We start from the raw sequence: 23,134 nt of genomic DNA on the forward strand, positions 1-23,134 counted from the left end.
TTTTCGCGCGCCCTGGAGGCCCTGATTGATAAATCAACTATCAGGGAATTCAAGCAATTAGCCCTTGACGTGAAATATCACGATTGAGATATTAACGCCAACGAGAGAGATCAAATCATGCTTTTGCGCGAAAATATCTACGATCGACTCAGGTCTGATATTTTAGCTTGTCGCCTTGCGCCGGGCGATGAAATGCGCGAGCAGGACCTCGCCGAGCGCTATGACGTGAGCCGGCAACCGGTCCGGGACGCGCTATTGCGGCTGCAGCGCGAGCACCTCGTGACGGTGCAGCCGCGCCAGGGCTACCGGGTCACGCCGATCTCGCTGTCCGATGCCCGCGACCTCCTGCGCTTCCGTCTTGCGCTGGAGCCGGCCTGCGTCGCCGAGGCGATCGAAAGCGCGCCCGACAGCGTCTTGAAGTCGCTCGACGAATTCCGCCGCTTCTCCGGCAATCACGAGGACTTCATCGCCTACAATCGCGGCTTCCACACCGCGCTGGCTCATGCCTCCGGCAATCGCCGCATGGCCACCGCGCTGTGCGACCTGATCGGCCAGGCCGACCGGCTGGTCCGTGTCAGCATCTCCAATCTGAAAGGCCATGACCCGGCGAAGCTCGTTGCCGAGCATGTCGCCCTGATCAACGCCATGCAGCGGCGCGAGACGCGAACCGCCGCGCGCATCATCAAGGCCCATATCGGGGCCACCGAAAAACGCGTTCTGCCGGCGCTCAAGCGTAACGCCGTCATCGTCGAAGAGAGGTCGTCATGAACATCCCGTCAAAACCCGCGTCGATCGACGTCGAAATCCACGGCAATTTCATCGATGGGCGTGAAGTCGAGGCCGGAGCCGGCGCGATGCTGGACGTCCGCAATCCCGCGACCGGCGACGTGATCGCGCGCATTCCCAATTCCACCGCCGAAGACATCGACCGTGCCATGAAAAGCGCGCGCGCCGCATTCGAAGGCAATGCCTGGGGCGGAATGGACACGCGTGCGCGGGCGAGGCTCGTCAACAAGCTCGCCGACGCGTTCGAGGCCAATCTCGACAGCCTGTACCGGCTGGAGACCCTCAACAATGGCCGCCCGGTCAACGAGACCCGCGCCCAGCTCTCCCGCCTGCCGGATTTCTTCCGCTACTTCGCCGGCCTCGCTTTGTCGCGCCGCGACTCCGTGATCCCCGTTGAGGGCGCCTATCTGAACTACACGCTTCGCACGCCGATCGGCATTGTCGCCAATTGCACGCCGTTCAATCATCCGCTGATGATCCTGTGCAAGTCGCTCGCCGTGGTGCTGGCGACCGGCTGCGTCACCGTGGTCAAGCCCTCCGAATACACGCCGCTGACGACCCTGAAGCTCGCGCAGATCTTCACCGAAGCAGGCCTGCCGCCCGGCGTCTTCAACATCGTTCTCGGCCTCGGCCAGAGCGCCGGCAAGATGCTGGCCGAACACGGCGACATCAACAAGCTGGTGCTGACCGGCGGCACCGAGGCCGGCCGCATCGCCGGCAGCGCGGCCGCAAAGGTGTTTGCGCATCAGACCATGGAGCTCGGCGGCAAGACGCCGGTGATGGTGTTCGACGATTTCGACGTCGATCGCGCCGTCAACTACGCCGCGTTTGGCGCCTTCATCGGTGCCGGACAGACCTGCGTCTGCGCCTCGCGCCATATCGTCCAGGCCTCGATCTACGACGAATTCGTCGAGAAGCTGCAGGCCAAGACCCGCACGATCCGCGTCGGCGATCCCTTCGATCCCAGCACCCAGATGGGTCCCGTGATCTCGGCCCGGCAGCGCGACCGCGTGCTCAGCTATGTGGGCTATGGTCACGCCGACGGTGCGCGTCTCGTCACCGGCGGCGTTGCGGCGAAGGTGCCGGGCCACGACAACGGCTATTTCGTCGAGCCGACGGTGTTCGCCGACGTCAAATCCGACATGCGGATCTTCCAGGAGGAAGTGTTCGGCCCGTTCACCTCGGTGACGCCGTTCAAGGACGAGGCCGATGCGCTGCGGCTTGCCAACGACTCGCCGTTTGGCCTGGCCGCTGCGATCCGCACCCGCGACGTCGCCCGCGCCCACCGCGTCGCGGCGTCGGTCAAGGCCGGCATCGTCTGGATCAACGATCATCACCGGCTCGACCCGGCCTCGCCCTGGGGCGGCGTCGACGATTCCGGCATCGGCCGCGAATGCGGCACCGAGAGCTTCAACGACCATTTCAACACCAAGAGCGTGATGGTCGCGACCCACGAGCAGCCGTTCGACTGGTACCGCGACACGGCCAACCAGAAGCGATTGAACTAGCAGAGACCAGGAGCGGCTGACCGCCCAGAGAAGGCGGGCCGCATCAACCAGAACAACAGTCAAGGGAGAGCGTATATGTCGACATCGGTGAACGCAGGCAGCCGTCTGGACCGGCTGCCGATCGGGCCATTCCATCGCCGCATCATGCTGCTGATCGGCATCGGCATGTTTTTCGACGGTTTTGACATCTACATCGCCGGGACCGTGCTCAGCGTGACGCTGAAGACGGGCTTTTCGACCCTCGCCCAGAACGCGGCGTTCATCTCGGCGACCTTCGTCGGCATGATGCTCGGATCGTTCGGCACCGGCTTCCTCGGCGATCGCTACGGCCGCCGCTTCACCTATCAGTTCAATTTGCTCCTCTTCGGCCTGGCCTCCCTCGCCGCCGCGTTCTCGCCGAACATGGCCTTCCTGATCGCCTGCCGCTTCGTGATGGGCGTTGGCTTAGGTGCGGAGAACGTCGTCGGCTATTCGACGATGACGGAATTCGTGCCCGCGCGCACCCGCGGCAAATGGCTCGGCTTCACCACCGTGTGCGTCGTCACCGGACTGCCCGTGGCGTTGCTCGTCGCATCCGTGTTGGTGCCGCAATTCGGCTGGCGTTCGATGTTCGTGCTCGGCGGCGTCGGCGCGCTCGTCGTCTGGTACATGCGCAAGTCGCTGCCGGAATCGCCGCGCTGGCTGGAAGCCGTCGGGCGCACCACTGAGGCGGAAGCGCTGATGCAGGCCATCGAGAAGGAGGCAGCGCAAGGCCAGCCCCTGCCTGCTCCCGCGCCTGTCACGTCAGTCCCCGTCGCCGCCGATCTCGGCACGCTGTTCACCGCACCCCTGCTGTCGCGGATGATCGTCGGCTCGGTCTGCCTGATCACGATCAACACCCTGCTGTACGGCTTCGTGACATGGCTGCCCGTGTTCTTCGTCAAGCAGGGCCTCTCGATCGCGACCTCGTTCGGCTATTCGCTGCTGATGGCGCTCGGCGCGCCGATCGGCTCGGCCATCGGCGCGCTGACCGCCGACCGCTGGGGCCGCAAGCCGACCATCATCGGCGCCTCGCTGATCACGGTGGCCTTGGGCATCCTCTACCCCATGATCTCGGACCCGATCCTGCTGCCGGCCGTGGGCTTCGCACTGACCGTGCCGATCTACGTCCTGGTCGCCCTGCTGTTCGGCATCTACATCCCCGAACTGTTTCCGACCGAGGTCCGCCTGCGCGCCTCCGGCATCGTCAACACGCTGGGGCGCGGCGCTACCATCGTCACGCCGTTCCTCGTGGTCTCGCTGTTCGAGACGCGGGGCGTCGCCGGCGTGATGGCGCTGATGATCGGCCTCCTGGTGGTGCAGATCATCACGGTCTGGTCGCTCGGCATCGAGCCCAGGCATCGCAGTCTCGAGGAGCTGAAGGCGGAGGAAACAGCTTCGCCGGTGCTGAAGGAAGCGTCCTGACTTCATCTCTCGGCGTCCTGGTGGCGCTGCACCTCCGCACACGAGGTCGTCATGCCCGGGCTTGTCCCGGGCATCCACGTTCTCCGTGCGCGCATAGCAAGACGTGGATGGCCGGGACAAGCCCGGCCATGACGCTGTGGAGCCGCCGGTGCCCCTTCGCAGCCCCGACCGGCGGGCAGGTCTGGCTCCCGTTGCACCCCTCCTCATTCTGCTCTTAACATTGGATGCTCGATACGCGATGCGATGCAATGGGAGCGCGTGATGACCGCAGATGCCGCTGACCTGAGCTACGGCTCAATCGGTACACTCGTCGGCGCCCTGCACGCCCGCAAGATTTCTGCGTCGGAGCTGCTCGAACACACGATCGCCCGCATCGAGGCGCTGGACGGGCCGATCAACGCGATCATCGTCCGCGATTTCGATCGGGCCAGAGACGCTGCGCGGGCCGCCGATGACGCGCTTGGACGCGGCGAGCGGCTGCCGCTGCTCGGCATCCCCGTAACCCTCAAAGAGCCATTCAACGTCGCCGGCTTGCCGACGACATGGGGCTTTCCGCATTTCAGGGATTTCAAGCCGGCCGAGGACGCCCTCCTCGTCTCGCGGCTGAAGGCGGCGGGCGCCGTCATCATCGGCAAGACCAACATCCCGATCGGCCTCAGGGATTTCCAGAGCTACAACGAGATCTACAGGGCGACCAACAATCCGTGGGACCTCGGCCGCTCGCCGGGCGGCTCCTCGGGCGGATGCGGGGCGGCGCTGGCCGCAGGGTTCGGTCCGCTCTCGATCGGCTCGGATATCGGCGGTTCGATCCGGGTGCCCTCGCATTTCTGCGGCGTGTTCGGACACAAGCCGAGCCTCGGCCTCGTCCCGTTGCGCGGATACAGCCTGCCACCGGCACCGCCTGTCCCCGGCCAGGGCGATCTCGCCGTCGTCGGGCCGATGGCGCGCACCGCTTCGGACCTTGCGTTATCGCTCGACGTGATTGCCGGCCCCGACGAGACGCGCGACGGGGTCGGCTACCGCCTCGCGCTGCCCGCCCCGCGGCACACCCAGCTCATGGATTTCAGGATCCTCGTGATCGACACCCATCCGCTGATGCCGACGGGCAACGCCGTGCGCTCAGCCATTGGACGATTGGCCGAGCGGCTCGAACGTTCGGGCGCACGCGTCGCGCGCGCGAGCGCCTCGCTGCCCGATCTCGCCGACTCCGCGCGGCTCTACATGAAGTTGCTCAACGGCGCGCGAAGCCCGCGCCTGACACCAGCCGCCCTCGCCGAGGCGCAAGAAGCTGCCGCGGCACTCGCGCCCGACGATCGCAGCCTGCAAGCCGAGCGCGCTCGCGGCTGGGGCATGACCCATCGCGATTGGCTGGCGGCGGACGCGGCGCGCCTGCAACTGCAGCAAAAGTGGCATCAGCTCTTCCGCGAGTTCGACGCGGTGATCTATCCGGCCGCCGCCGTACCGGCCTTTCCGCACGATCATTCCGAGCCGTTCGACGCGCGGAAGCTCGACATTGATGGCAAGCTCTACAACTATTCCGATGCGTGCTTCATCTGGGCCGATCCCGCCTCAACCTGCGGACTGCCGGCGACCGCCGTTCCGATCGAGCGCACGCCTTCGGGCCTGCCAATCGGCGTTCAGATCATCGGACCTTACCTGGAGGACCGCACGACGATTGCGCTGGCCGGACTGATCGAGCGCGAGTTCGGCGGCTTCGTGCCGCCGCCGGCGTTGCCGAGATAAATCAGGTTCGGTCGGCCGACTGCGCCTCGACCGCCTGCACCGCGACGCTCGCGACCTGCCGCAGCGCCTCGCGGTCCGCGCCTGAGGACGCCATCACGCCCATGCCGACGGAGACGGCCGAAACGTAGCGCGCGAGCGCGGCCGGATCTGACGTATCCTTGAGATCGCCCTCCGCCTTGGCGCGGACAAAGCGCTCGCGGAGCTGGTCCTCGTTCTGGGCGCGGCGCGCAGCGAGCTCGAAGGGGACGTTCTCGGAGCCGGTGCCGCAGGCAATCCCGCCCTGCACGAGCAGGCAGCCGGGCGGATTGGCGGGATCGGTCTGCTTGTCGGCAATGCCCATCAGCATCCGCTCGGCGACCGCGCGGGCGGTGGGTGCCGCAACCACCTCGTCCATCCAGACGCCGCGCAGTTTTGTGTAGCGGTCGAGCGCGGCCTTAAGCAGGCCTTCCTTGTTGCCGAAGCAGGCATAGAGGCTGGGGGGATTGATGCCCATGGCTTCGGTGAGCTGGGCAATGGTCGCGCCCTCATAGCCATGGCGCCAAAACACTTCCATCGCCTGGTCCAACGCCGTTTCGGCGTCGAATTCGCGGGGGCGTCCCATGCCCATGTGCCTGTCTCCTCGGATTTCACGTTCTGCCGGAGGCTTAACGCCAAATCCTATCTATTTGTTCTAGCTTTCTTTTCTCGGCGTCTTCCAATTGTCGCGGTATACGGCTACAATTTTCTTAGTGAATGGTACATAAGTATCTTGCACTGCGACATCCAGCTCCACATCTGTAGTGAACACTACATATCTGGAGCGCGCAAATGCATCCCTCGCAAAACTCCCCCCGCGCCGGCCGTTTCCGCCGCCTTCTTGGCGGCGTTGCGGTCGTGGGCGCCCTCGCCGTGGCCGGCTCGATCGCGACCGGCCACTACTTTCGCGCCGCGCAGGCGACCGCAACCGCGGCCGCGGCTGAGCAGGCCGTTTCCGTCACCGTCGCCATGATCGAACCAAAGCAGACCGTGCTTTGGGACGATTTCTCCGGCCGGCTCGAGGCCATCCAACGCGTCGAGCTTCGCCCGCGCGTCGCCGGCGCGATCCTGTCGACCAACTTCACCGAAGGCGCGCTGGTGAAGGCCGGCGATGTGCTGTTCAAGATCGATCCGGCGCCCTACGCCGCCGAGGTCGACAAGGCCGCCGCGCAGCTCGAGGCGGCCAAGGCCCGCGTGGTCTTCACCCAGAGCGAGCTCGAGCGCGGCGCGCAGCTGGTTGGCAACGCCGTGGTCACGCGGCGCGATTACGACCAGCGCGACAACGCCAATCGCGAAGCCATCGCCAATGTGAAGGCGGCCGAGGCCACGCTCCAGACTGCAAAGCTCAATCTCGACTACACCGAGGTGCGCGCGCCGGTGGACGGCCGCGTCGGCAAGTTCGAGATCACCGTCGGCAATCTCGTCGCCGCCGGCACCGCTTCGCCGGTGCTGACTTCGCTGGTCTCGGTCAATCCGATCTACGCCTCGTTCGATGCGGACGAAGAGGTGGTGCTGCGGGCGTTGAACTCGATCGCAGACAGCACGGGCCAGCGCGGCAAGCTCGACCAGATCCCGGTGGAGATGGCGACATCAGGCGGTCTTTCGGCGAAAGGTCACATCCAGCTCATCGACAACCAGGTCAACGGCCAGAGCGGCACCATCCGCGTCCGCGCGGTGTTCCCCAACGACGACGGGCGTCTGATCCCCGGCCAGTTCGCGCGCGTGCGCATGGGCCAGCCGAAGCAGCAGACGCTGGTGATGATCGACGAGCGTGCGATCGGCACCGACCAGGACAAGAAGTTCGTGATGGCGGTTGGTAACGACAGCCGCGCGGTCTACCAGCCGGTCACGCTTGGCGGGGCCGTCGATGGACTTCGTATCGTGACGTCGGGCCTGAAGCCCGGTGACCGCATCGTCGTCAACGGCTTGCAGCGCGTGCGTCCCGGCGCCCTACTCAAGACGGAGATCGCGGCGATGGGGGCGCGGGGGCAGCAGGCTTCCAACCACAGCAACCAGGACGTGGTGCAACGCTAGTTACGTCGTTTCGGGGCGCACGCAGCGCGAGCCCGGAATGACGACGTCACGAAACTCCGAGCACATCACCTCTGGATTCCGGGTTCGCGCGTCGCGCGCCCCGGAATGACGGCGGAGCTGTGCGGAGACGACCAAGATATTGCCCAGGGGCAAAGCCATGAATCTCTCAAAGTTCTTCATCGATCGTCCGATTTTCGCCGGCGTGCTGTCGGTGCTGATCTTCCTCGCCGGCCTGATCTCGCTGTTCGCGATGCCGATCTCGGAATACCCCGACGTCGTGCCGCCCTCCGTCGTGGTGCGCGCGACCTATCCGGGCGCCAATCCCAAGGTGATCGCGGAGACTGTCGCGACGCCGATCGAGGAGCAGATCAACGGCGTCGAGAACATGCTGTACATGTCGAGCCAGGCGACCACCGACGGCGCGATGACGCTGACGGTGACGTTCCGCCTTGGCACCGACCCCGACAAGGCGACGCAGCTGGTGCAGAACCGCGTGCAGCAGGCCGAGCCGCGCCTGCCCGCCGTGGTGCGCCAGCTCGGCATCATCACCAAGAAGTCGTCGCCCGACCTCACCATGGTGGTGCATCTGCTGTCGCCGAACGGCCGCTACGACATGACGTATTTGCGCAATTACGCGGTGCTCAACGTCAAGGATCGTCTCGCCCGGATCGACGGCGTCGGCGACGTCCAGCTCTATGGAGCCGGCGACTATTCGATGCGGGTCTGGGTCGATCCGCAGAAGGCGGCCGAGCATGGCCTCACCGCCAGCGATATCGTGAAAGCGATCCAGGCGCAGAACGTCGAGGCCGCCGCCGGCGTCGTCGGCTCCTCCCCCAACGTCAAAGGTATCGACCTGCAACTGTCGGTCAACGCCGAGGGACGTCTCGCCAACGAGGAGCAGTTCGGCGACATCGTGGTCAAGACCGGCTCGCGCGGCGAAGTGGTTCGTCTTCGCGACGTCGCGCGCATCGAGCTTGGCGCCTCCGAATACGGCCTGCGCTCGCTGCTCGACAACAAGCAGGCGGTGGCGATCCCGATCTTCCAGGCGCCTGGCTCCAACGCGCTGCAGATCTCCGACCATGTCCGCGCCACCATGGCCGAGATCAAGAAGAACATGCCGGAGGGCGTGTCCTACCAGATCGTCTACGATCCCACCCAGTTCGTGCGCTCCTCGATCGAGGCCGTGATCCACACGCTGCTGGAAGCGATCGCGCTGGTGGTGCTGGTGGTAATCCTGTTCCTGCAGACCTGGCGCGCCTCGATCATCCCCCTGCTCGCCGTGCCGGTCTCGATCGTCGGCACGTTTGCGGTGATGCACGTGTTCGGCTTCTCGATCAACGCCCTCAGCCTGTTCGGCCTCGTGCTCGCGATCGGCATCGTCGTCGACGACGCCATCGTCGTGGTCGAGAACGTCGAGCGCAACATCGAAGCCGGACTGTCGCCGCGCGATGCCACCTACCAGGCGATGCGCGAGGTCTCCGGCCCGATCATCGCCATCGCGATGGTGCTGATCGCAGTGTTCGTGCCGCTCGCCTTCATCTCCGGCCTGACCGGGCAGTTCTACAAGCAGTTTGCGCTGACGATTGCGATCTCGACCGTGATCTCCGCGGTCAACTCGCTGACCTTGTCGCCGGCGCTGTCGGCGCTGCTGCTCAAGGGCCACAACGAGCCGAAGGACAAGCTCACGATCATCATGGAGAAGAGCCTTGGCTGGTTCTTCCGCGGCTTCAACAAGGCGTTCACGCGCTCGTCGGAGAATTACAGCGGCACCGTCACCAAGGTGATCTCGGGCAAGGCCGCGGTGATGGGCCTCTATGTGCTGCTGGTCGGCCTCACCGCCTTCCTGTTCCAGCAGGTGCCGAGCGGCTTCGTGCCCGGTCAGGACAAGCAATATCTGGTCGGCTTCGCCCGCCTGCCCGACGGCGCCACGCTCGACCGAACCGAAGAGGTGATCCGCAAGATGAGCGACATCGCGCTGACCCAGCCCGGTGTCGAGAGCTCGGTGGCCTTCCCCGGCCTGTCGATCTCCGGCTTCACCAACTCCTCCAACGCCGGCATCGTGTTCTCGACGCTGAAACCGTTCGACGAGCGCAAGGATCCCTCGCTCAGCGGGCCCGCGATCGCGGCCGAGCTGAACAAGAAGTATGCAGGGATCCAGGAAGCCTTCATCGCCATGTTCCCGCCGCCGCCGGTCAACGGCCTCGGCACCATCGGCGGCTTCAAGCTGCAGATCGAGGACCGTGCTGGTCTCGGCTATGAGGCGCTGAACGAGGCGACCAACGCGTTCATGGCGGCGATGCAGAAGGCGCCGGAGATCGCCGGCGTGTTCTCGAGCTTCCAGGTCAACGTGCCCCAGCTGTTCGCCGACATCGACCGCACCAAGGCGCTGCAGCTCGGGGTACCCGTGACGGAAGTGTTCAACACGCTGCAGATTTACCTCGGCTCCTACTACGTCAACGACTTCAACAAGTTTGGCCGCACCTACTCCGTCTATGTCCAGGCCGATGCGCCGTTCCGCGCCCGTGCCGACGACATCAGGCAGCTCAAGGTGCGCTCGTCGTCCGGCGACATGGTGCCGCTGTCCGCACTGCTGAAAGTCCGCCAGAGCGCGGGGCCCGAACGTGCGATCCGCTACAACGGCTTCCTGTCCTCCGACATCAACGCGGCGGCCGCGCCCGGCTTCTCATCGGGCCAGGCCCAGGAGGCGGCGACGCGGATCGCGGCGGAGACGCTGCCGCCCGGCTTTGCCTTCGAATGGACCGACCTGACCTATCAGGAGTTCATCGCCGGCAATTCCGGCATCTGGGTATTCCCGCTGGCGATCCTGCTGGTGTTCCTGGTGCTGGCCGCGCTCTATGAGAGCCTGACCCTGCCGCTCTCGATCATCATGATCGTGCCGATGGGCCTCTTGGCTGCGATGTTCGGCGTCTGGATCTCCAAGGGCGACAACAACGTCTTCACCCAGATCGGGTTGATCGTGCTGGTCGGCCTGTCCGCCAAGAACGCGATCCTGATCGTCGAATTCGCGCGCGAGCTCGAATTCGCCGGCCGCACGCCGATCCGGGCCGCGATCGAGGCGAGCCGCCTGCGGCTTCGTCCGATCCTGATGACGTCGATGGCCTTCATCATGGGCGTCTTGCCGCTGGTGCTCTCGACCGGCGCGGGCTCGGAGATGCGGCGCGCCATGGGCGTTGCGGTGTTCTCCGGCATGATCGGCGTCACCGTGTTCGGCCTGTTCCTGACGCCGGTGTTTTATGTGCTGCTCAGAACCATCACCGGCAACAAGCCGCTGGTGCATCACGGCAGCGACATCAGCGCGGCACCGGTCCAGGGCATGAGCCACGAGGCCGGGCACTAGAGTGGAGCATGATCTTGTCGGAGAACCGCTCCACACTTCTCCGGATCATGCTCTAGATCAGGGAAATCCCTGACACGAGCAACAGAACGAGCACGGTCTTGCGAAAGACCGTCTCGTTGACCCGGTGGAAGGCGATCACGCCGAGCGCGGATCCCGCGAACAGCGCCGGCAGGCTGATCGCGAGATCGACGAAGACCTTCGACGACAGATCCTGGTGCCCGACCAGCAGCGCGATCGCGAACAGCTGCATCGCCGCGATGAAGGGCTGCACCAGGCCGCGCTGCTCACTCTTGGGCATGCCGCGCATGTCGCACCAGATCGTCGGGATCGCACCGGGCATCGCGGTGAGCCCGCCGACCAGCCCTCCCCCGAATCCGATCAGCGCGACCCAGTGGCGGCCGACCGCCTCGCCGGCCGTGACCAGCGTCGGCCGCAGCAGCATGTAGGCGGCATAGAGCGCGACGACGATGCCGAAACCGCGCCGGAGCAGATGCGTGTCCGCGGTCTGCAGCAGCGACACCGCAATGGGAACGCCGATCAATCCCCCGACGATCAGCAGCAGACTGCCCTCCCAGCGGATGCTGCGCCGGAGCGCCCACAGATTGGTCGCCTGCACGCCGATGCTGCACGCCATCATCAGCGGTACGGCTTCGAGCGGCTGAAACACCCGGAGCAGGATCGCGCCGGCGACCGCCGAGAACGCGAAGCCGGAGAGACCCGAGACGAAGGCACCGGCGAAGACGGCAACGCTGAGCAAGATCAGGGTCGTGAGGTCAGGCACAAGCCGTCCTCCGGTCAATCGTAGGGAATCTGCGAGACGGGAACGTCGGCGCTCTCGGAACAAACGGCCTGTTCACGGGGCAACGACACCTGCATGGCGCGGGCGTGAGAGCGTTCCAGCATCGCGAGCCCGATCAACTGGAGCGTGACGAGGGCCGCGGTCAGGGCGATCGCGACGATATTGGCGTTACGCGCGCTCGAACGTGGGGACGCCGGCGGCGTGCTCGCACGCATCAGATCCGTGGGCATCTTCTGAAATTTCCTTTTGATTGTTGACCGGAATGAATTGGTTCAAAGGCAATGTTTCGCGCGCCGGCTCCAGCAGGTGGCGATAGCGCCGCAGCGCACGCCGCGCCTCGATCTCGCGCTGCTCGCGGAATGCCGCGCCGATGCGGGCGACGATGTCGCGGAACCTGCCAACCCAAACCGCTGACGCCGTTCGCATGACAATCCCCCTCGACCAGCGCGACGTGAGCTGCTTCACACCGAGATCGAAGTGTCGAACAACAGCTCGCGTGACATCTCGTAGAAAAGAACGCAGCAAAGCGCGTCACCCGAACGAGTGAGGCGCGATAACTTTCTAATGATGGTCTGGCTTTGAACCTGATGCGAACTGCAGCGACACGCGCTACGCACGGATCATGCTTTGCGCGTCAGCGCACGAGCGGATTGGCGAATCCAGCCGCGAGCTTGACGAGATCGGCCTGACGCGAGACGCCGGTCTTGGCGAAGACGCGATGCAGATGCGTCTTCACGGTCGTCTCGGCGATCCCGAGCGCGGCCGCCGTCTCCGGCACGCCGCCGACCTCGACGACAGACTGCAGCACCTTGAGTTCCGCCGGCGTCAGATCGAAGGTGCGGTCAATCAGGTCGGCAGACGAGCGGCCGTCGAGTTCCGCCTTCCAGACGAACAAGGCACCGATCGCCGTCGTGCGCCCCACAACGCCCTCGCGCAGCAGCGACGGCAGCGCGATCACGTGCGCGACGTAGTATGATCCGTTGTCCGACGTCAGGGGAATCTTCCGATCGGCCGCCGCCGCGACGGCAACCTCCCCGGCGTCGCGGAAGATGTTGCGCAGGGCCAGATTGGCCTCGGACGATCTCGTCACGAGCCGGCCCGAAACGGTGCGCAGGACATCGTCGGCGGCCAGGATCGTCTCGGCAGCCGGATTGCAGTGGACGATATTGCAGGCCGCATCGAGCAGGATCACGCCGGCATTGAGGCGGTCGACGACGTCGGCGAGCGCGGTCGCATGCCGCTGCTTGCGCTCGATCGCGCGGTTGATCAGCAGCGCCCGGCTGGTGTGCGGGACCAGGAACTGCATGCGTGCGCGCTGGGCGGCATCGAGCATGTCCCTGCCCGGGATCACGGTCAGCAGCATCGGACACGGAGACTTCGACTGCTCCAGCACCACGTTGGCGACATCGACGCAGCCCTGCGGGCGCAGCCATTCCTGATAAAACCGCCCGCGGCGGTATTCGTCGAAATTCACGAGGTCGGGGATGTTGCGCACTTCGCCGTATTGTGGAAGCCGCGCAAGCGGATCGTATTGGGCGTAGGTCTCGGCATAGAGCTGGATGTAGTGCGGATCGACCCCGCAGTAATAATGCGTCGCGCCGGATTTGCTGACCGGGTCCTTGGAGATCAGACCGCAGGCCTGGCTGCCGATATATCCATTGAGCATGACCACGACATCGCTCCACAACTCCGGGTTGAGGCCGGCATCATAGATGCTCTCGATCAGCTCGGATTGTTTCGGAAGTCGGGACATCGGAACAGCTAGTGATCACAGATGAAGAAATGTTCGTCATGCCCGGCGGCTCCTGTGAGTCTGCCGCGGCAGCAAAAGGTTCAATTCCGGCAGTGATTTATTGATCAGTTGAGAAGCGGATTGGAAAATCCCGCGGCAAGCTTGACAAGGTCGGCCTGACGCGAAACGCCGGTCTTGGCGAAGACGCGATGCAGATGCGTCTTCGCAGTCGTCTCGGCGATACCGAGCGCGGCCGCCGTCTCCGGGATGCCGCCGACCTCGACGATGGACAGGAACACGCGCAGCTCGGCCGGCGTCAGGCCGAAGGTCCGCGCGATCAGCTCGCCACTGGATTGCGCGCCGAGCGACACCTTGCGCAACATCAGCGCACCGGCAGCGTCGCGGGCCCGGTCGCCGCCGTTGCGCAGCACGGAGGCGAGGGGCAGGATATGCGCGACATAGCGATCCCCGCTTGGCGAAAGCAAAGGGATCGCGTGGCCGCGTGCGATAGCGATCGCGACATCGCTGCGGCTCGCGAAGGCATTGCGCAGCGTCTGATTGGCCTCGGCACTGCCGGTCACGAGCTGGCCGGCAACGGATCGGACGACGTCGTCGGCCGCAAGCAGGGCATGGCCCGCAGAATTCGCATGCACCACGCGGCAGCAGCTATCGAGCAGGAAGATACCGGAGGCCAGATTGTCGAGGACGTCGGCCAGCGCCGTCGCCAATGTCAGCTTCGAATCGATGGCGCGGTTGACCAGCAGCGCGCGGCTGGCGTGCGGCACGATCAGCGCGAGGCGATGTTTCATCGCGGGATCCACCATGCGCCGGCCCGACAGCACCGTCATCATCACCGGGCAGCTCGCACTGGAACTATCGAGCACGACATTGGCCGCGTCGCTGCATCCCTGCGGCTGCATCCATTCCTGGTAAAAGCGCCCGCGCCGGTACTCCTCGAAATTGACGAGATCGGGGATGCTGACGATCCGGCCGTGCGGCGGCAGGACCGTCAGCGGATCGAACTTCGAATGCGTCTCCGAATAGAGGCGGATGTAGTGCGGGTCCGCCCCACAATAATAGTGCGTCACGCCGAACTTGCTCATCGAATCCTTGGAAAACAGCCCGCAGGCCTGGCCGCCGACGAAGTCGCGGATGCCGGCGACGACGTTGGTCCACATCGCGGGATCGAGCCCCGCGTCATAGATGGCCTCGACCAGTTCGGGCAGTTTCCGTGGTCCGTGCATGGCTCAAATTGGCATTGAATGGTCAATGCCCGGGAGCCTAGCACGACCACAGCATGCGGCGTCCTCCGATCGTAGGAGGTGCCGGCCGGGCGGATGGAGCCCGGCCGGCAGGGCGCCGCGTTCAAGCGCCAGGGCTGATGCCGGCTCAGAACGCGACGCGAACGCCCCCTTTCGCCGTGCCGCTGCGGCTCTGGTCGGACATCATCATGCCCTCGACCGCGCCGAACACGGAGACGTTGCGCGTGGTGCGGTAGTCGAAGCCGAAGCCCGCGACGGCGCCGACCGTAGAGCGGCTGCCGGGCGTGACGAAGGATAGGTTCTGCCCGAGCAGCACGGTGTTGATATTGGTGTCGCCGACGCGCTGGAGCGCGATCACCCCGCCATGAACATTGGCCTTGAGCTCGCCGCCGGCAAGGCTCGTCACGCGCGACAGATCCACCTCGCCACGCTCCTCAAAATCCTGAAGCGTGCGGCCACCGACCGACAGCCCTTGTGCCGAGCCGGTCTCGCTATAGCCGTCGAAGCGGCCTGCGACATAGCGCAGCCGCGCCGTCGGCGTCAGCAGATAGCCGTTGCCGATCTCGAGCTTATAGCCATAGGCAACTTCCGGGCTGACGTACCAGCCGCTGTAGCTTGCAGTGGCCGTCTCCATGCCGCCGACCGCGGCATTGTTCAGCACCATGCGGCGCGATTTGTTGTCGGCGTTGCCGCCCTGGATGGTGAAGTCGAAGAACTGCGCGGCCCATTCGAACCGGCTATAGGCGCCGGCGAACACGTAGTTGGTATCGACCGATTGCGAGTTGAGGTCGACCGAGAGGCCGCCCTGCCCGCCGCCGAGGAAGCCGCCGACGAGCCAGTTCGGCTGCACCTTGCGGTCGATGCCGATCGCGCCACCCCACGCCGTCGAAGTCGCGCGCAAGGTCGAGACCGTCTCGTCCTGGATGCGCTGGCCACCGAACGAGGTCGCCCAGACCGTGATCGGCGCCGGATCGGTCCAGAGGCTGTGCGGCGCCTTGGTGAACGGCCCGGCCTGCGCGCTCTCAGGCGCATAGGCCATCGCCATCATGTTGCTCCCGGCCGGCCCGGTGCCACCGTTCAACCTGCCCTGCACTAGCGAGGACACGCCGCCGGTGAAATCCATCAGCGCGCGGTCGGTCTGCGCCAGCGCGGTGGGATCGAGGGTTGCGAGGGCGCCGCCGGCAAAGACCTGCGGGCCATTGAAGCCTCCGCTCCCGACGTTGGTGTTGATGGTACCATTGAAGTTGACGAAGGTCGGGAGCTGGATACTCGTCAGCGACGAGACCCGGCTGCTCAGCGGAATGAAGTTGAGGTTGACGACGTCATGGCCGAAGCCGAAATCGACCACGCCGTTGATCTTCGAGCCCGGCAGCAGCGTCAGCGTGTCGGCCCGGTCGGAGAGCAGAATCGCCTTGCCGGCGGTGCCGGTGATCGTGCCGGAGTTCGTGATGTTCGATCCATCGCTCGACTGAATGCCGATCCCGGCGATGATCGTGCCGGAGTTGTTGACAGTCGCCTGGGTCGTCAGAATCCCGATGCCGTTGGTGGCGGAGGCCTGAAGCAGACCGGTGTTGGTCACGTTGGCGATGTTGGCGTTGACGGCTGTCTCCCTCCCGGTAATCGTGCCGGAATTGTTGACGTTGCCGACGATCGCATTGATACCGCGGTCACCTCCTGTGATGGTTCCCGCGTTGTCGAGATTGATCCTGATACCGGACAAGCCGAAACCATTCGCCGAGATCTGTCCCGTGTTCGTCGCGTTGATGGTCTCGGCAAAGACACCCGACGATCCGCCGGAGATGGCGCCGCTGTTGACCACATTTGCCGTCTTGGCTGCGTGGATGGCGAACTCGGTCCCGGTGATCGTTCCACTGTTGCGAACGGTCGCGTCCGCGGTATGCGCGACGATGGCATCGCCATTGCTGCCGTCGCCAGTGATGGTACCGGCATTGTCGACGACAACGGACGTGTTTCCGAACACCGCCACGTTATGCGCGATCACGGTGCCGCCGGCGAGGTTCGCCAGCTTTACGTTCTCGCCGTCGATGCCGGCCGAACCGCCGGCAATGGTCCCTGAATTGGTGACGGTCGCAAGGTTCGTGGCCGAGATCACGCCCGCCAGCGACGTCGTCGTGCGGATCAGGCCGGCATTGTTGATCGTGACGTTGCCCTTGCCGGTGGCTGGGTCGGCGTTCGCCGTAATGGTGTTAGCGGCCGCGGAAATCGTGCCGGAGGCTGTGTTGGTGAGATTGATATCGCCGGTCCGCGACACGATGGCATTGCCGCTCGACTGGATCAGCCCCGCATTGGCGACCGTCACGGACTGGTCCGCGATCACCGCGTTGGCGCCGTCGATGGTACCAGAGGCGAGATTCGACAGGCTGACGTTCTGGCCGGATATGCCGAACGCGTGACCGGCGATGCTGCCTGCGTTCACCACTGTCGCCAGACCGGAGGCCTGGATGGCGCCTCCGGTCGCCGCGATCTGGGTGATGACGCCGGAGCTGTCGTTGGCCAGGTTCAGGGTAATGCCGGTGACCCCGGCCGCATCTCCAAAGATCGTTCCTGTGTTCGAGATCAGGTTCACTGTGTCGCCGTTGATACCGACCGTGTCGGGCCCGACGCCGGAAATCGTGCCGGAATTCCTCACATTGGCGACAAACGCTTCGACGCCACTGCCGCGTCCGCCCGCCTCGCTCGCGATGGTGCCTGCGTTGGTGAGGTTGAGGGTTGAAGCGGTGATTGCGTGGAAACCGATGATCGTGGCTCCGCTGAGGTTCGAGATGGTCATATCGCCACCTGTAATACCAGCCGAGAACGTTCCCTCGATCTTGCCGGCGTTGACAATGACACCACCGTCGCCGGTCTGGAGGCCAAAGAACTTTCCGTGGACGGTCACCCCCGACCTGATGTCATAGGTATTGTTGTTGTCGCCGCGCGCGCCATAGCCCGTGCCGCCGCCCTGTTGGGTGTCGGTGTCAGTTGCGCACACCACCGTTGCATTGCTGACCGGCGCGGTCGGCATGCAGGCCGCCATGGCGGGCTCGCTGATGAACACGGGCGCGGCCGGCAGCAAAAGCAGCAGCGATCGCCGCGCCAAATGCCATCGCGCAAGACCGTCCCCACCCGTCTCAATCATTTTCAGTCCCTCAGGTCACAGGCACGTTGTCAGCGACCTCCTCTGATCGGATGAGGCCGCTCTTGCGAATTTGGATTCGCTGATCGCCAACGTAGAAAGGGACGCCGGTTTCGACTTGGACGGTGACGACCGGGTTTCGGGCCAGGACGAACTGAAGGCGTTTCGCGCCGCACTGGTGCAGCGTTGCTACACCGTCGCCCGCGTGCTCATGCCTGGTCCCATCCCGCCTTCTCCGCACTCTCCGCCCAGACCGCGGCGCGGTAGATCTCGCGGCCGCCCTTGTCTCTCACGCGGATCCAGGCGTCGCGGTCGCGCAAATCATCGCGCCAGACGAAGAGATGGCTTGCCATCTCGTCGGCCACCACGAAGGTTGCCTCGGCGCATTCGAACACCATGCCGCCCGGGTCGATCTTCACGATATTGCCGACCAGAAGGTCGAAGAAAAAACGATGCATTCATTTACTCCAGCGAGCAGCGCGCGCGTTGCCAGGTCATGCGGCAATTGCCGCACCGGAGCCGCTGCAAAATGGTCATGACGTCGCGATCAAGGATCATGTCGAATCCCTTCTCCTGATTTGAAATCGGCAGGTGGCTGAATATTCAGTTGAGCGCGGTCACGGCACTTCGCCGCTCCTGACGTCGCTCGGCGTCGCGCCATAGGTCCGCCGGAAGCAGCGGTTGAAATAGGAGAGATCGCCGAAGCCGACATCGTAGGCGATCGAGCTCACGGTACGCTCGGCGTATTCGGGCTCGCGCAACATGCGATGGGCGCGCTTGACGCGCTGCTCGGTCAGGAAGGAGGAGAACGTCTTGCCGTCGGCCTCGAACAGGCGCTGGAGATAGCGCGGCGTCACGCCGAGCTCCTGGGCCACCGCCGTCACCGACAGGTCCTGCCGCCAGCAATTGTTGGCGATCGAGACCTTCGCCTTCTGGAGCCTGGCGGCCTTGACGCCGCGCCGTCCGGCGAGCTCCCGCGTCTCACCGCTGGCGCCGAGAACGAGCGCCAGAAGATCGTGCAGATGCCCGACCGCGAGCTGGCGCAGTGCGGGCGTGTCGAACGCCTTCTCCCGCACCAGCGTCATCGCGTAGTCGACCAGCAATCGAAGTCCGGTGGAGCTCTCCGGCATGATGCGCATCACGGCGTCATCGACGTCGACGATCATCGGCGCCAGCACGCGTCGCGGCACACGCAACGAGAAGCAGCTCCCCAGCGACAGCCGCTCGAACGTCGTGACGTCCTCCGCGCTGGTCAGGACGGCCTGTCCGGCGCGAAGCGCCAGATCGTGTCCCCGCTCGGATATTCCGAGAACGCCCGACCTGTTCACGATCAAAGCGAGGCTGTCGTCGCCATCGGCAACCAGCTGCCTGGTGCGGATGACCCGTGCTCCGCACAATCCGCCCATCAGCAACTGGGCCTCCGGCAGGATGTGCGAGGTGAAGCTCGCCGCGGCCGGCTTGCCGTTCCTTGCCTCGACCTCCGCCTTCAACACCCCGCGACAGTAGAAATCGCGAAGCAGCGGGATGCGCTCGTTTTCAGGAATTTCGATTGTTGAAACATTGAGAACCGAAAAATCAATATGGCTGTTCACTGCAATCTCTCCAACGACGAAGCAGGCCCGGCCGCATGCTGTCGCCGTCGCGGCACGTCCTCGCGGCGCTCGCTGCCCTTCGCATTCGCGAGCGCGATATACGAAAGGCCTAGATGATGCGCGTCCTGCAATCGGAGGACCCGAGGGCTTTGCTCATCACAATGGATTGAGATGGCGCCATGTGAGGACCGACGATGTGAAATGGCTCACACGTCGCCGCTCGTGCGACGTCCGAACGGCACGGCAAAGCCCGCGGCGATCTTCACCAGATCAGCCTGCCTGCCGGCGCCGGTCTTCTCGAACAGGCGGCCGAGATGCGTCTTCACCGTCGTCTCGGCGATTCCGAGCCTTGCTGCGATGTCGGGAACGCCTCCGATCTCGATGATAGCCATCAGCACGCGCAATTCGGACGGCGTCAGCCTGAAGGCCGCCGCGATCGCCTCGGTTGCGAGCAAAGGCACCATCGAGGCCGTTTGCACGAAGAGCGCTGTCGCCGCGATATCCCGCGGCTGGTTGCGTTCGCGCTTCAGCGAAAAAGCATGGATCAAGTGATGCTGGCCATCGACCGACGTCACGAGGTCGACCCGGCGACGTCCGCTCGGTTCAGTTCCGCCATTGCTTGCGACGTCGAACAGGCCGCGGAATATTTTGTCGGTCTGGGTGTTGCGCGCGACGATCCGGTCGCCGACCATTGCGAGCAGATTGCCATCGGCGAACAGCTGCCGGCACGCCGCGTTGGCGTGGACGACGCGCCCGTCGGCGTCGAGCAGGCAGATGGCGCTGCTGAGACCGTCGAGGACATCGGCGAGGTCGTCCACGGTGTGCGAGCGCGCCCCTATCCGCCGGCCCATGAGCCTGGAACGCTGGAGATGCGGCGCAAGCAGCCGCATGCGCTCGCGCATGGTGTCGTCGACGGGGCCACGGGACCGATGGCGCAGCACCTGCAAGATCGTGGTGCGCGCGCCCGACGCGTCGAGCGTGACGGCGGCGAGATCGATCGCATCCTGGGGCTCGAGCCATTCCCGGTAGAAGCTGGTCGCCACGAAATCCGAATGAGGCATGATGTCGGTCACGCCGGCGGTCTGCCCGACGGCAAGACCGGGATGGCGATCGAGTAACGGATCGAGTTCCACGTAGCGGTCGCGATAGAGCTGACGGAAGCGAGACTCCGTGCCGAAATGCTGATGGATCTCGATCGAGAGCCCGGCCGCATCCCGCGACAGGATCGTCGCTGCGAACCCTCCGACGAATTCTGCAACCTGCTCCAGCGCGGCGCTGCGCAGCGCAGGATCAATCGCCGCATCGTAGATGTCGCCGACCAGCGACGAGAACCGGCTCGCATGGACGATGGTCATCTGCCGGACGATGCGATCAGCGCACAGCCCCGGCGACGAAGGGGGCTCGCAATTCGGGAACCGGCGGAGCGAACGGGACGGTCAGGCGCCGCCCTCGAGGAGGGAAACAGACTGCAGCGAAATGCTGGAATATCGAACATCGTCCTTGCGTAACGTCAACCGCAGGATGCGGCTTGGACGTTTTCACCAAAGACTAGGATTAATGCGAACAGCGATCGGGCTGTGTGCGATGAGTCACGCGACGCCGCGCGCAGGGTCTCGGGGCAACGATCAGGCCCCGGCGCCGTCTACATCAGCATCAACTCTGTAGGATGGGCAAAGGCGCATAGCGCCGTTCCCACGATCTCGGGCCGAATGCAAAATTGGTGGGCACGCTTGCGCTTTGCCCACCCTACGAGAGCGGCGCCTGACGCAACCTACTTCCGGTTCTCCTCGCAGAATTTCAGCGCGGCGAGCGCCTCGCCGGCCCGCGGGACCTGCATCTCGATGCTGTCGTCGTCATCGTCCTCGAAATCGAGCGTGAGGCGCTTGGCCTTCGAGAGCCGGTCCATGATCGACTGATCGTATTCGAAGATGCCGCGCACGGTGGTCTTGTCCATGACCTCCCACTTCGCCTTCTTCATGATGTCGGCATCGTCGGTGCCGACATCGGCCCGCAGGACCTCGCCGACCTTGTCCCATTCCCAGCCGTCGTAGATCATCACGATCACGATGGCCTTGTCGGAATAGGTGATGACGATGACGTAGTCGCGGTTCTCGTCGTCCTTGTCCTTGTAGCCGCGGCTCGCATTGCAATGCGTATCCTGCGTGCGCTTCTCGATGGTCCAGTCGCCGACCTTGGATTGTTGGCCAAGCACCGGGCTTGTGTTCAAGGCGGCCGCGCTCAGGACCCCTGCGAGCATTCCGGCCGCGAAAAGCAATCGTTTCATGTCAGCCTCCCAGCGTGTTCCCCGCAAGGAGATGACCATCTCTCCCGGCGGCCCGCAAGGGTCTGACGTGGCCGACCAAGGCCGATGGCGAAAGGGGTGGCCTTACGCCCGCCGCGGCACGATCGCGATCGGGGTGAAGGTGTAAACCTCCTCGCCGTTCTGGTTGAACATGGTCCATTTCACCAGCGCAATGCCTTGCGGCTTCGACTTCGAGGGCGTCAGGCTCATGACCTCGCCGACCAGATGCAGGCGGTCGTTTGGCCGCACCGGCATGGTCCAGCGCAGGCCGTCGACCCCTGCGCCGATCAGCGGATGCGGGCCGAAGGGGCGGGTCTGGATGGCAAGGTTCATGGCGATCGCGGCGGTATGCCACCCTGATGCAGCGAGGCCCTTGAACAGGGTCGCCTTGGCGGCCTCGTGGTCGAGGTGCATCGGCTGCGGATCGAACTCGGCCGCAAAGCGCTTGATGTCGGCTTCGGTGACGTGAACTTCCGGCGATTTGAACCGCATTCCGATGGTGAGATCGTCGAACCACTCGACCTGCGCCATGATTTTGCCTCGCAATATGATGTGCCGCCCGCGACAGGCGCGCGGCTGAAGGATTGACCGGAAACGGGACATAGCGGCTCCGCGCCGCACAAGCCAGCCCGGGGGTTCCCCGCGAAACCCCTTTCCAAATGCGACGAAACACGCCTGAAACAGATGGCCGCTTAAGTGGTTGTCAAAATAAATACAGGGACGGCCACCATGCAATTCCTCATCGACCTGATCTATGACTATGCCTGCTGTCAGCACCTCGTCGCCCAGCCGCTGCGGGAGGACGAGCTATGATCGAGCTGATCTCCGCCATCCTCGCCCTTTGCAGCATCGGGGTCTTTGCAGCGCATGCGCTGGATGCCTACCGCACCACGCATTACTGACCGCCGCGCCCTCGCGGCGCTGGAGCTGACGTCGCCAAGACAACAAAACCGCAACAACCTAAAGCGCGATGACGATCTATCCTGATCTCATCGCGCTTTAGAATGGCCGCCGGTAGAAATGCTCCGAATGTGTCGCCGGCGGAAACCGGTTTGCGAGTGCGATCGCGCCCCTCTCGTCCGTCTCGAGCGCGATCTTCTGTGCCAGCATCACGTCGCCCGGCACCAGGAAGCCTGACGGGACGAAGCACCATCCCATCGTCGCGTGCCCGTCGCCGTCGATCTCGTGGACATTGGCGGCGGTGCCGTAATGGATGCGATAGGTCTTGCCGGTATCGCAGCCGGTCACATCGAAGTACCGGTGCTCCTCGAACTGCGCGCGCTGCTCCGGTGACAGCCATTCGGCCAGCAGCCGGCGACCGCGCGCGTCCGGCGTGTTCTCGCCGAAGAAGCGCCGATAGAGTTCGCGCAGCGCATGCAGACGCGCACGCGCCGGCGCGCGAAGCCAAACTGCCGCGATCATGA

18 protein-coding genes are annotated in these 23,134 nt (G+C 64.7%); 6 read left to right on the forward strand and 12 right to left on the reverse strand.

The window, feature by feature from the left end:
• Positions 1–117: 117 nt before the first annotated feature.
• From BRAGE_RS0119450 to BRAGE_RS0119465, 4 genes are all read left to right on the forward strand, one after another.
• Positions 118–768: a GntR family transcriptional regulator gene (locus BRAGE_RS0119450; protein WP_027557358.1), complete on the forward strand. Its 651-nt coding sequence runs from the start codon at positions 118–120 to the stop codon at positions 766–768.
• Positions 765–2,294, forward strand: coding sequence for an aldehyde dehydrogenase (locus BRAGE_RS0119455; RefSeq protein ID WP_027557357.1), 1,530 nt, complete (start codon positions 765–767; stop codon positions 2,292–2,294). Before BRAGE_RS0119450 ends, BRAGE_RS0119455 begins: the two co-directional genes overlap by 4 nt.
• A 75-nt stretch (positions 2,295–2,369) precedes the next feature.
• Positions 2,370–3,737 (forward strand): MFS transporter, encoded by a 1,368-nt coding sequence (locus BRAGE_RS0119460; RefSeq protein WP_027557356.1) that lies wholly within the window; start codon positions 2,370–2,372, stop codon positions 3,735–3,737.
• Between the two features lie 261 nt (positions 3,738–3,998).
• Positions 3,999–5,480: an amidase gene (locus BRAGE_RS0119465; RefSeq protein WP_027557355.1), complete on the forward strand. Its 1,482-nt coding sequence runs from the start codon at positions 3,999–4,001 to the stop codon at positions 5,478–5,480.
• Between the two features lies 1 nt (position 5,481).
• On the opposite strand, the gene BRAGE_RS0119470 is transcribed toward BRAGE_RS0119465, so the two are convergent.
• Complete coding sequence (locus BRAGE_RS0119470; protein ID WP_027557354.1) at positions 5,482–6,087, reverse strand: TetR/AcrR family transcriptional regulator; 606 nt, start codon at positions 6,085–6,087, stop codon at positions 5,482–5,484.
• 200 nt (positions 6,088–6,287) lie between these two features.
• Here BRAGE_RS0119470 and BRAGE_RS0119475 point away from each other — a divergent pair, with 200 nt between their 5' ends.
• Together BRAGE_RS0119475 and BRAGE_RS0119480 are read left to right on the forward strand one after the other, a co-directional pair.
• On the forward strand, positions 6,288–7,529 hold the full coding sequence (locus tag BRAGE_RS0119475) for an efflux RND transporter periplasmic adaptor subunit (RefSeq protein ID WP_027557353.1): 1,242 nt from the start codon (positions 6,288–6,290) through the stop codon (positions 7,527–7,529).
• Positions 7,530–7,686: 157 nt separating this feature from the next.
• The gene (locus BRAGE_RS0119480) at positions 7,687–10,887 is read left to right on the forward strand and encodes an efflux RND transporter permease subunit (RefSeq protein WP_027557352.1); all 3,201 of its coding nucleotides are present in this window, start codon (positions 7,687–7,689) and stop codon (positions 10,885–10,887) included.
• Between the two features lie 52 nt (positions 10,888–10,939).
• On the opposite strand, the gene BRAGE_RS0119485 is transcribed toward BRAGE_RS0119480, so the two are convergent.
• The 11 genes from BRAGE_RS0119485 to BRAGE_RS0119555 form a co-directional block, all read right to left on the reverse strand.
• Positions 10,940–11,668 carry a sulfite exporter TauE/SafE family protein gene (locus BRAGE_RS0119485; protein WP_027557351.1) on the reverse strand — a complete coding sequence of 243 codons (729 nt, stop codon included), beginning with the start codon at positions 11,666–11,668 and terminating at the stop codon, positions 10,940–10,942.
• A 186-nt stretch (positions 11,669–11,854) separates the two neighbouring features.
• Positions 11,855–12,151 (reverse strand): hypothetical protein, encoded by a 297-nt coding sequence (locus tag BRAGE_RS48890; RefSeq protein ID WP_231164340.1) that lies wholly within the window; start codon positions 12,149–12,151, stop codon positions 11,855–11,857.
• Positions 12,152–12,320: 169 nt separating this feature from the next.
• A complete protein-coding gene (locus tag BRAGE_RS0119500) occupies positions 12,321–13,439 on the reverse strand; it encodes a helix-turn-helix transcriptional regulator (protein ID WP_027557349.1) in 1,119 nt (372 codons plus the stop codon).
• A 104-nt stretch (positions 13,440–13,543) separates the two neighbouring features.
• Positions 13,544–14,662 (reverse strand): helix-turn-helix transcriptional regulator, encoded by a 1,119-nt coding sequence (locus tag BRAGE_RS0119505; protein WP_027557348.1) that lies wholly within the window; start codon positions 14,660–14,662, stop codon positions 13,544–13,546.
• 145 nt (positions 14,663–14,807) lie between these two features.
• Complete coding sequence (locus BRAGE_RS0119510; protein WP_084334109.1) at positions 14,808–17,819, reverse strand: autotransporter outer membrane beta-barrel domain-containing protein; 3,012 nt, start codon at positions 17,817–17,819, stop codon at positions 14,808–14,810.
• 206 nt (positions 17,820–18,025) lie between these two features.
• Entirely contained in the window at positions 18,026–18,274 is a 249-nt protein-coding gene (locus BRAGE_RS0119515; RefSeq protein ID WP_027557346.1) for a DUF6894 family protein, read from the reverse strand.
• 159 nt (positions 18,275–18,433) lie between these two features.
• On the reverse strand, positions 18,434–19,408 hold the full coding sequence (locus tag BRAGE_RS0119525) for a helix-turn-helix transcriptional regulator (RefSeq protein WP_027557345.1): 975 nt from the start codon (positions 19,406–19,408) through the stop codon (positions 18,434–18,436).
• A gap of 206 nt (positions 19,409–19,614) precedes the next feature.
• Positions 19,615–20,763 (reverse strand): LuxR C-terminal-related transcriptional regulator, encoded by a 1,149-nt coding sequence (locus tag BRAGE_RS0119530; RefSeq protein ID WP_027557344.1) that lies wholly within the window; start codon positions 20,761–20,763, stop codon positions 19,615–19,617.
• A 416-nt stretch (positions 20,764–21,179) separates the two neighbouring features.
• Positions 21,180–21,692: a hypothetical protein gene (locus tag BRAGE_RS0119535; RefSeq protein WP_027557343.1), complete on the reverse strand. Its 513-nt coding sequence runs from the start codon at positions 21,690–21,692 to the stop codon at positions 21,180–21,182.
• Positions 21,693–21,794: 102 nt separating this feature from the next.
• Positions 21,795–22,241 (reverse strand): MaoC family dehydratase, encoded by a 447-nt coding sequence (locus BRAGE_RS0119540; RefSeq protein WP_027557342.1) that lies wholly within the window; start codon positions 22,239–22,241, stop codon positions 21,795–21,797.
• A gap of 468 nt (positions 22,242–22,709) precedes the next feature.
• Entirely contained in the window at positions 22,710–23,132 is a 423-nt protein-coding gene (locus tag BRAGE_RS0119555; RefSeq protein WP_027557341.1) for a hypothetical protein, read from the reverse strand.
• Between the last annotated feature and the right edge of the window lie 2 nt (positions 23,133–23,134).

The sequence above is a fragment of the Bradyrhizobium genosp. SA-4 str. CB756 genome, from assembly GCF_000473125.1.
GTDB classification, from domain to species: domain Bacteria; phylum Pseudomonadota; class Alphaproteobacteria; order Rhizobiales; family Xanthobacteraceae; genus Bradyrhizobium; species Bradyrhizobium arachidis.

Excerpts from the sequence above, each read along its gene's own strand:
- BRAGE_RS0119450 (WP_027557358.1), top strand. The coding sequence starts at position 118 with ATGCTTTTGCGCGAAAATATCTACGATCGACTCAGGTCTGATATTTTA.
- BRAGE_RS0119455 (WP_027557357.1), top strand. The coding sequence starts at position 765 with ATGAACATCCCGTCAAAACCCGCGTCGATCGACGTCGAAATCCACGGC.
- BRAGE_RS0119460 (WP_027557356.1), top strand. The coding sequence starts at position 2,370 with ATGTCGACATCGGTGAACGCAGGCAGCCGTCTGGACCGGCTGCCGATC.
- BRAGE_RS0119465 (WP_027557355.1), top strand. The coding sequence starts at position 3,999 with ATGACCGCAGATGCCGCTGACCTGAGCTACGGCTCAATCGGTACACTC.
- BRAGE_RS0119470 (WP_027557354.1), bottom strand. The coding sequence starts at position 6,087 with ATGGGCATGGGACGCCCCCGCGAATTCGACGCCGAAACGGCGTTGGAC.
- BRAGE_RS0119475 (WP_027557353.1), top strand. The coding sequence starts at position 6,288 with ATGCATCCCTCGCAAAACTCCCCCCGCGCCGGCCGTTTCCGCCGCCTT.
- BRAGE_RS0119480 (WP_027557352.1), top strand. The coding sequence starts at position 7,687 with ATGAATCTCTCAAAGTTCTTCATCGATCGTCCGATTTTCGCCGGCGTG.
- BRAGE_RS0119500 (WP_027557349.1), bottom strand. The coding sequence starts at position 13,439 with ATGTCCCGACTTCCGAAACAATCCGAGCTGATCGAGAGCATCTATGAT.
- BRAGE_RS0119505 (WP_027557348.1), bottom strand. The coding sequence starts at position 14,662 with ATGCACGGACCACGGAAACTGCCCGAACTGGTCGAGGCCATCTATGAC.
- BRAGE_RS0119510 (WP_084334109.1), bottom strand. The coding sequence starts at position 17,819 with ATGATTGAGACGGGTGGGGACGGTCTTGCGCGATGGCATTTGGCGCGG.
- BRAGE_RS0119515 (WP_027557346.1), bottom strand. The coding sequence starts at position 18,274 with ATGCATCGTTTTTTCTTCGACCTTCTGGTCGGCAATATCGTGAAGATC.
- BRAGE_RS0119530 (WP_027557344.1), bottom strand. The coding sequence starts at position 20,763 with ATGACCATCGTCCATGCGAGCCGGTTCTCGTCGCTGGTCGGCGACATC.
- BRAGE_RS0119535 (WP_027557343.1), bottom strand. The coding sequence starts at position 21,692 with ATGAAACGATTGCTTTTCGCGGCCGGAATGCTCGCAGGGGTCCTGAGC.
- BRAGE_RS0119540 (WP_027557342.1), bottom strand. The coding sequence starts at position 22,241 with ATGGCGCAGGTCGAGTGGTTCGACGATCTCACCATCGGAATGCGGTTC.
- BRAGE_RS0119555 (WP_027557341.1), bottom strand. The coding sequence starts at position 23,132 with ATGATCGCGGCAGTTTGGCTTCGCGCGCCGGCGCGTGCGCGTCTGCAT.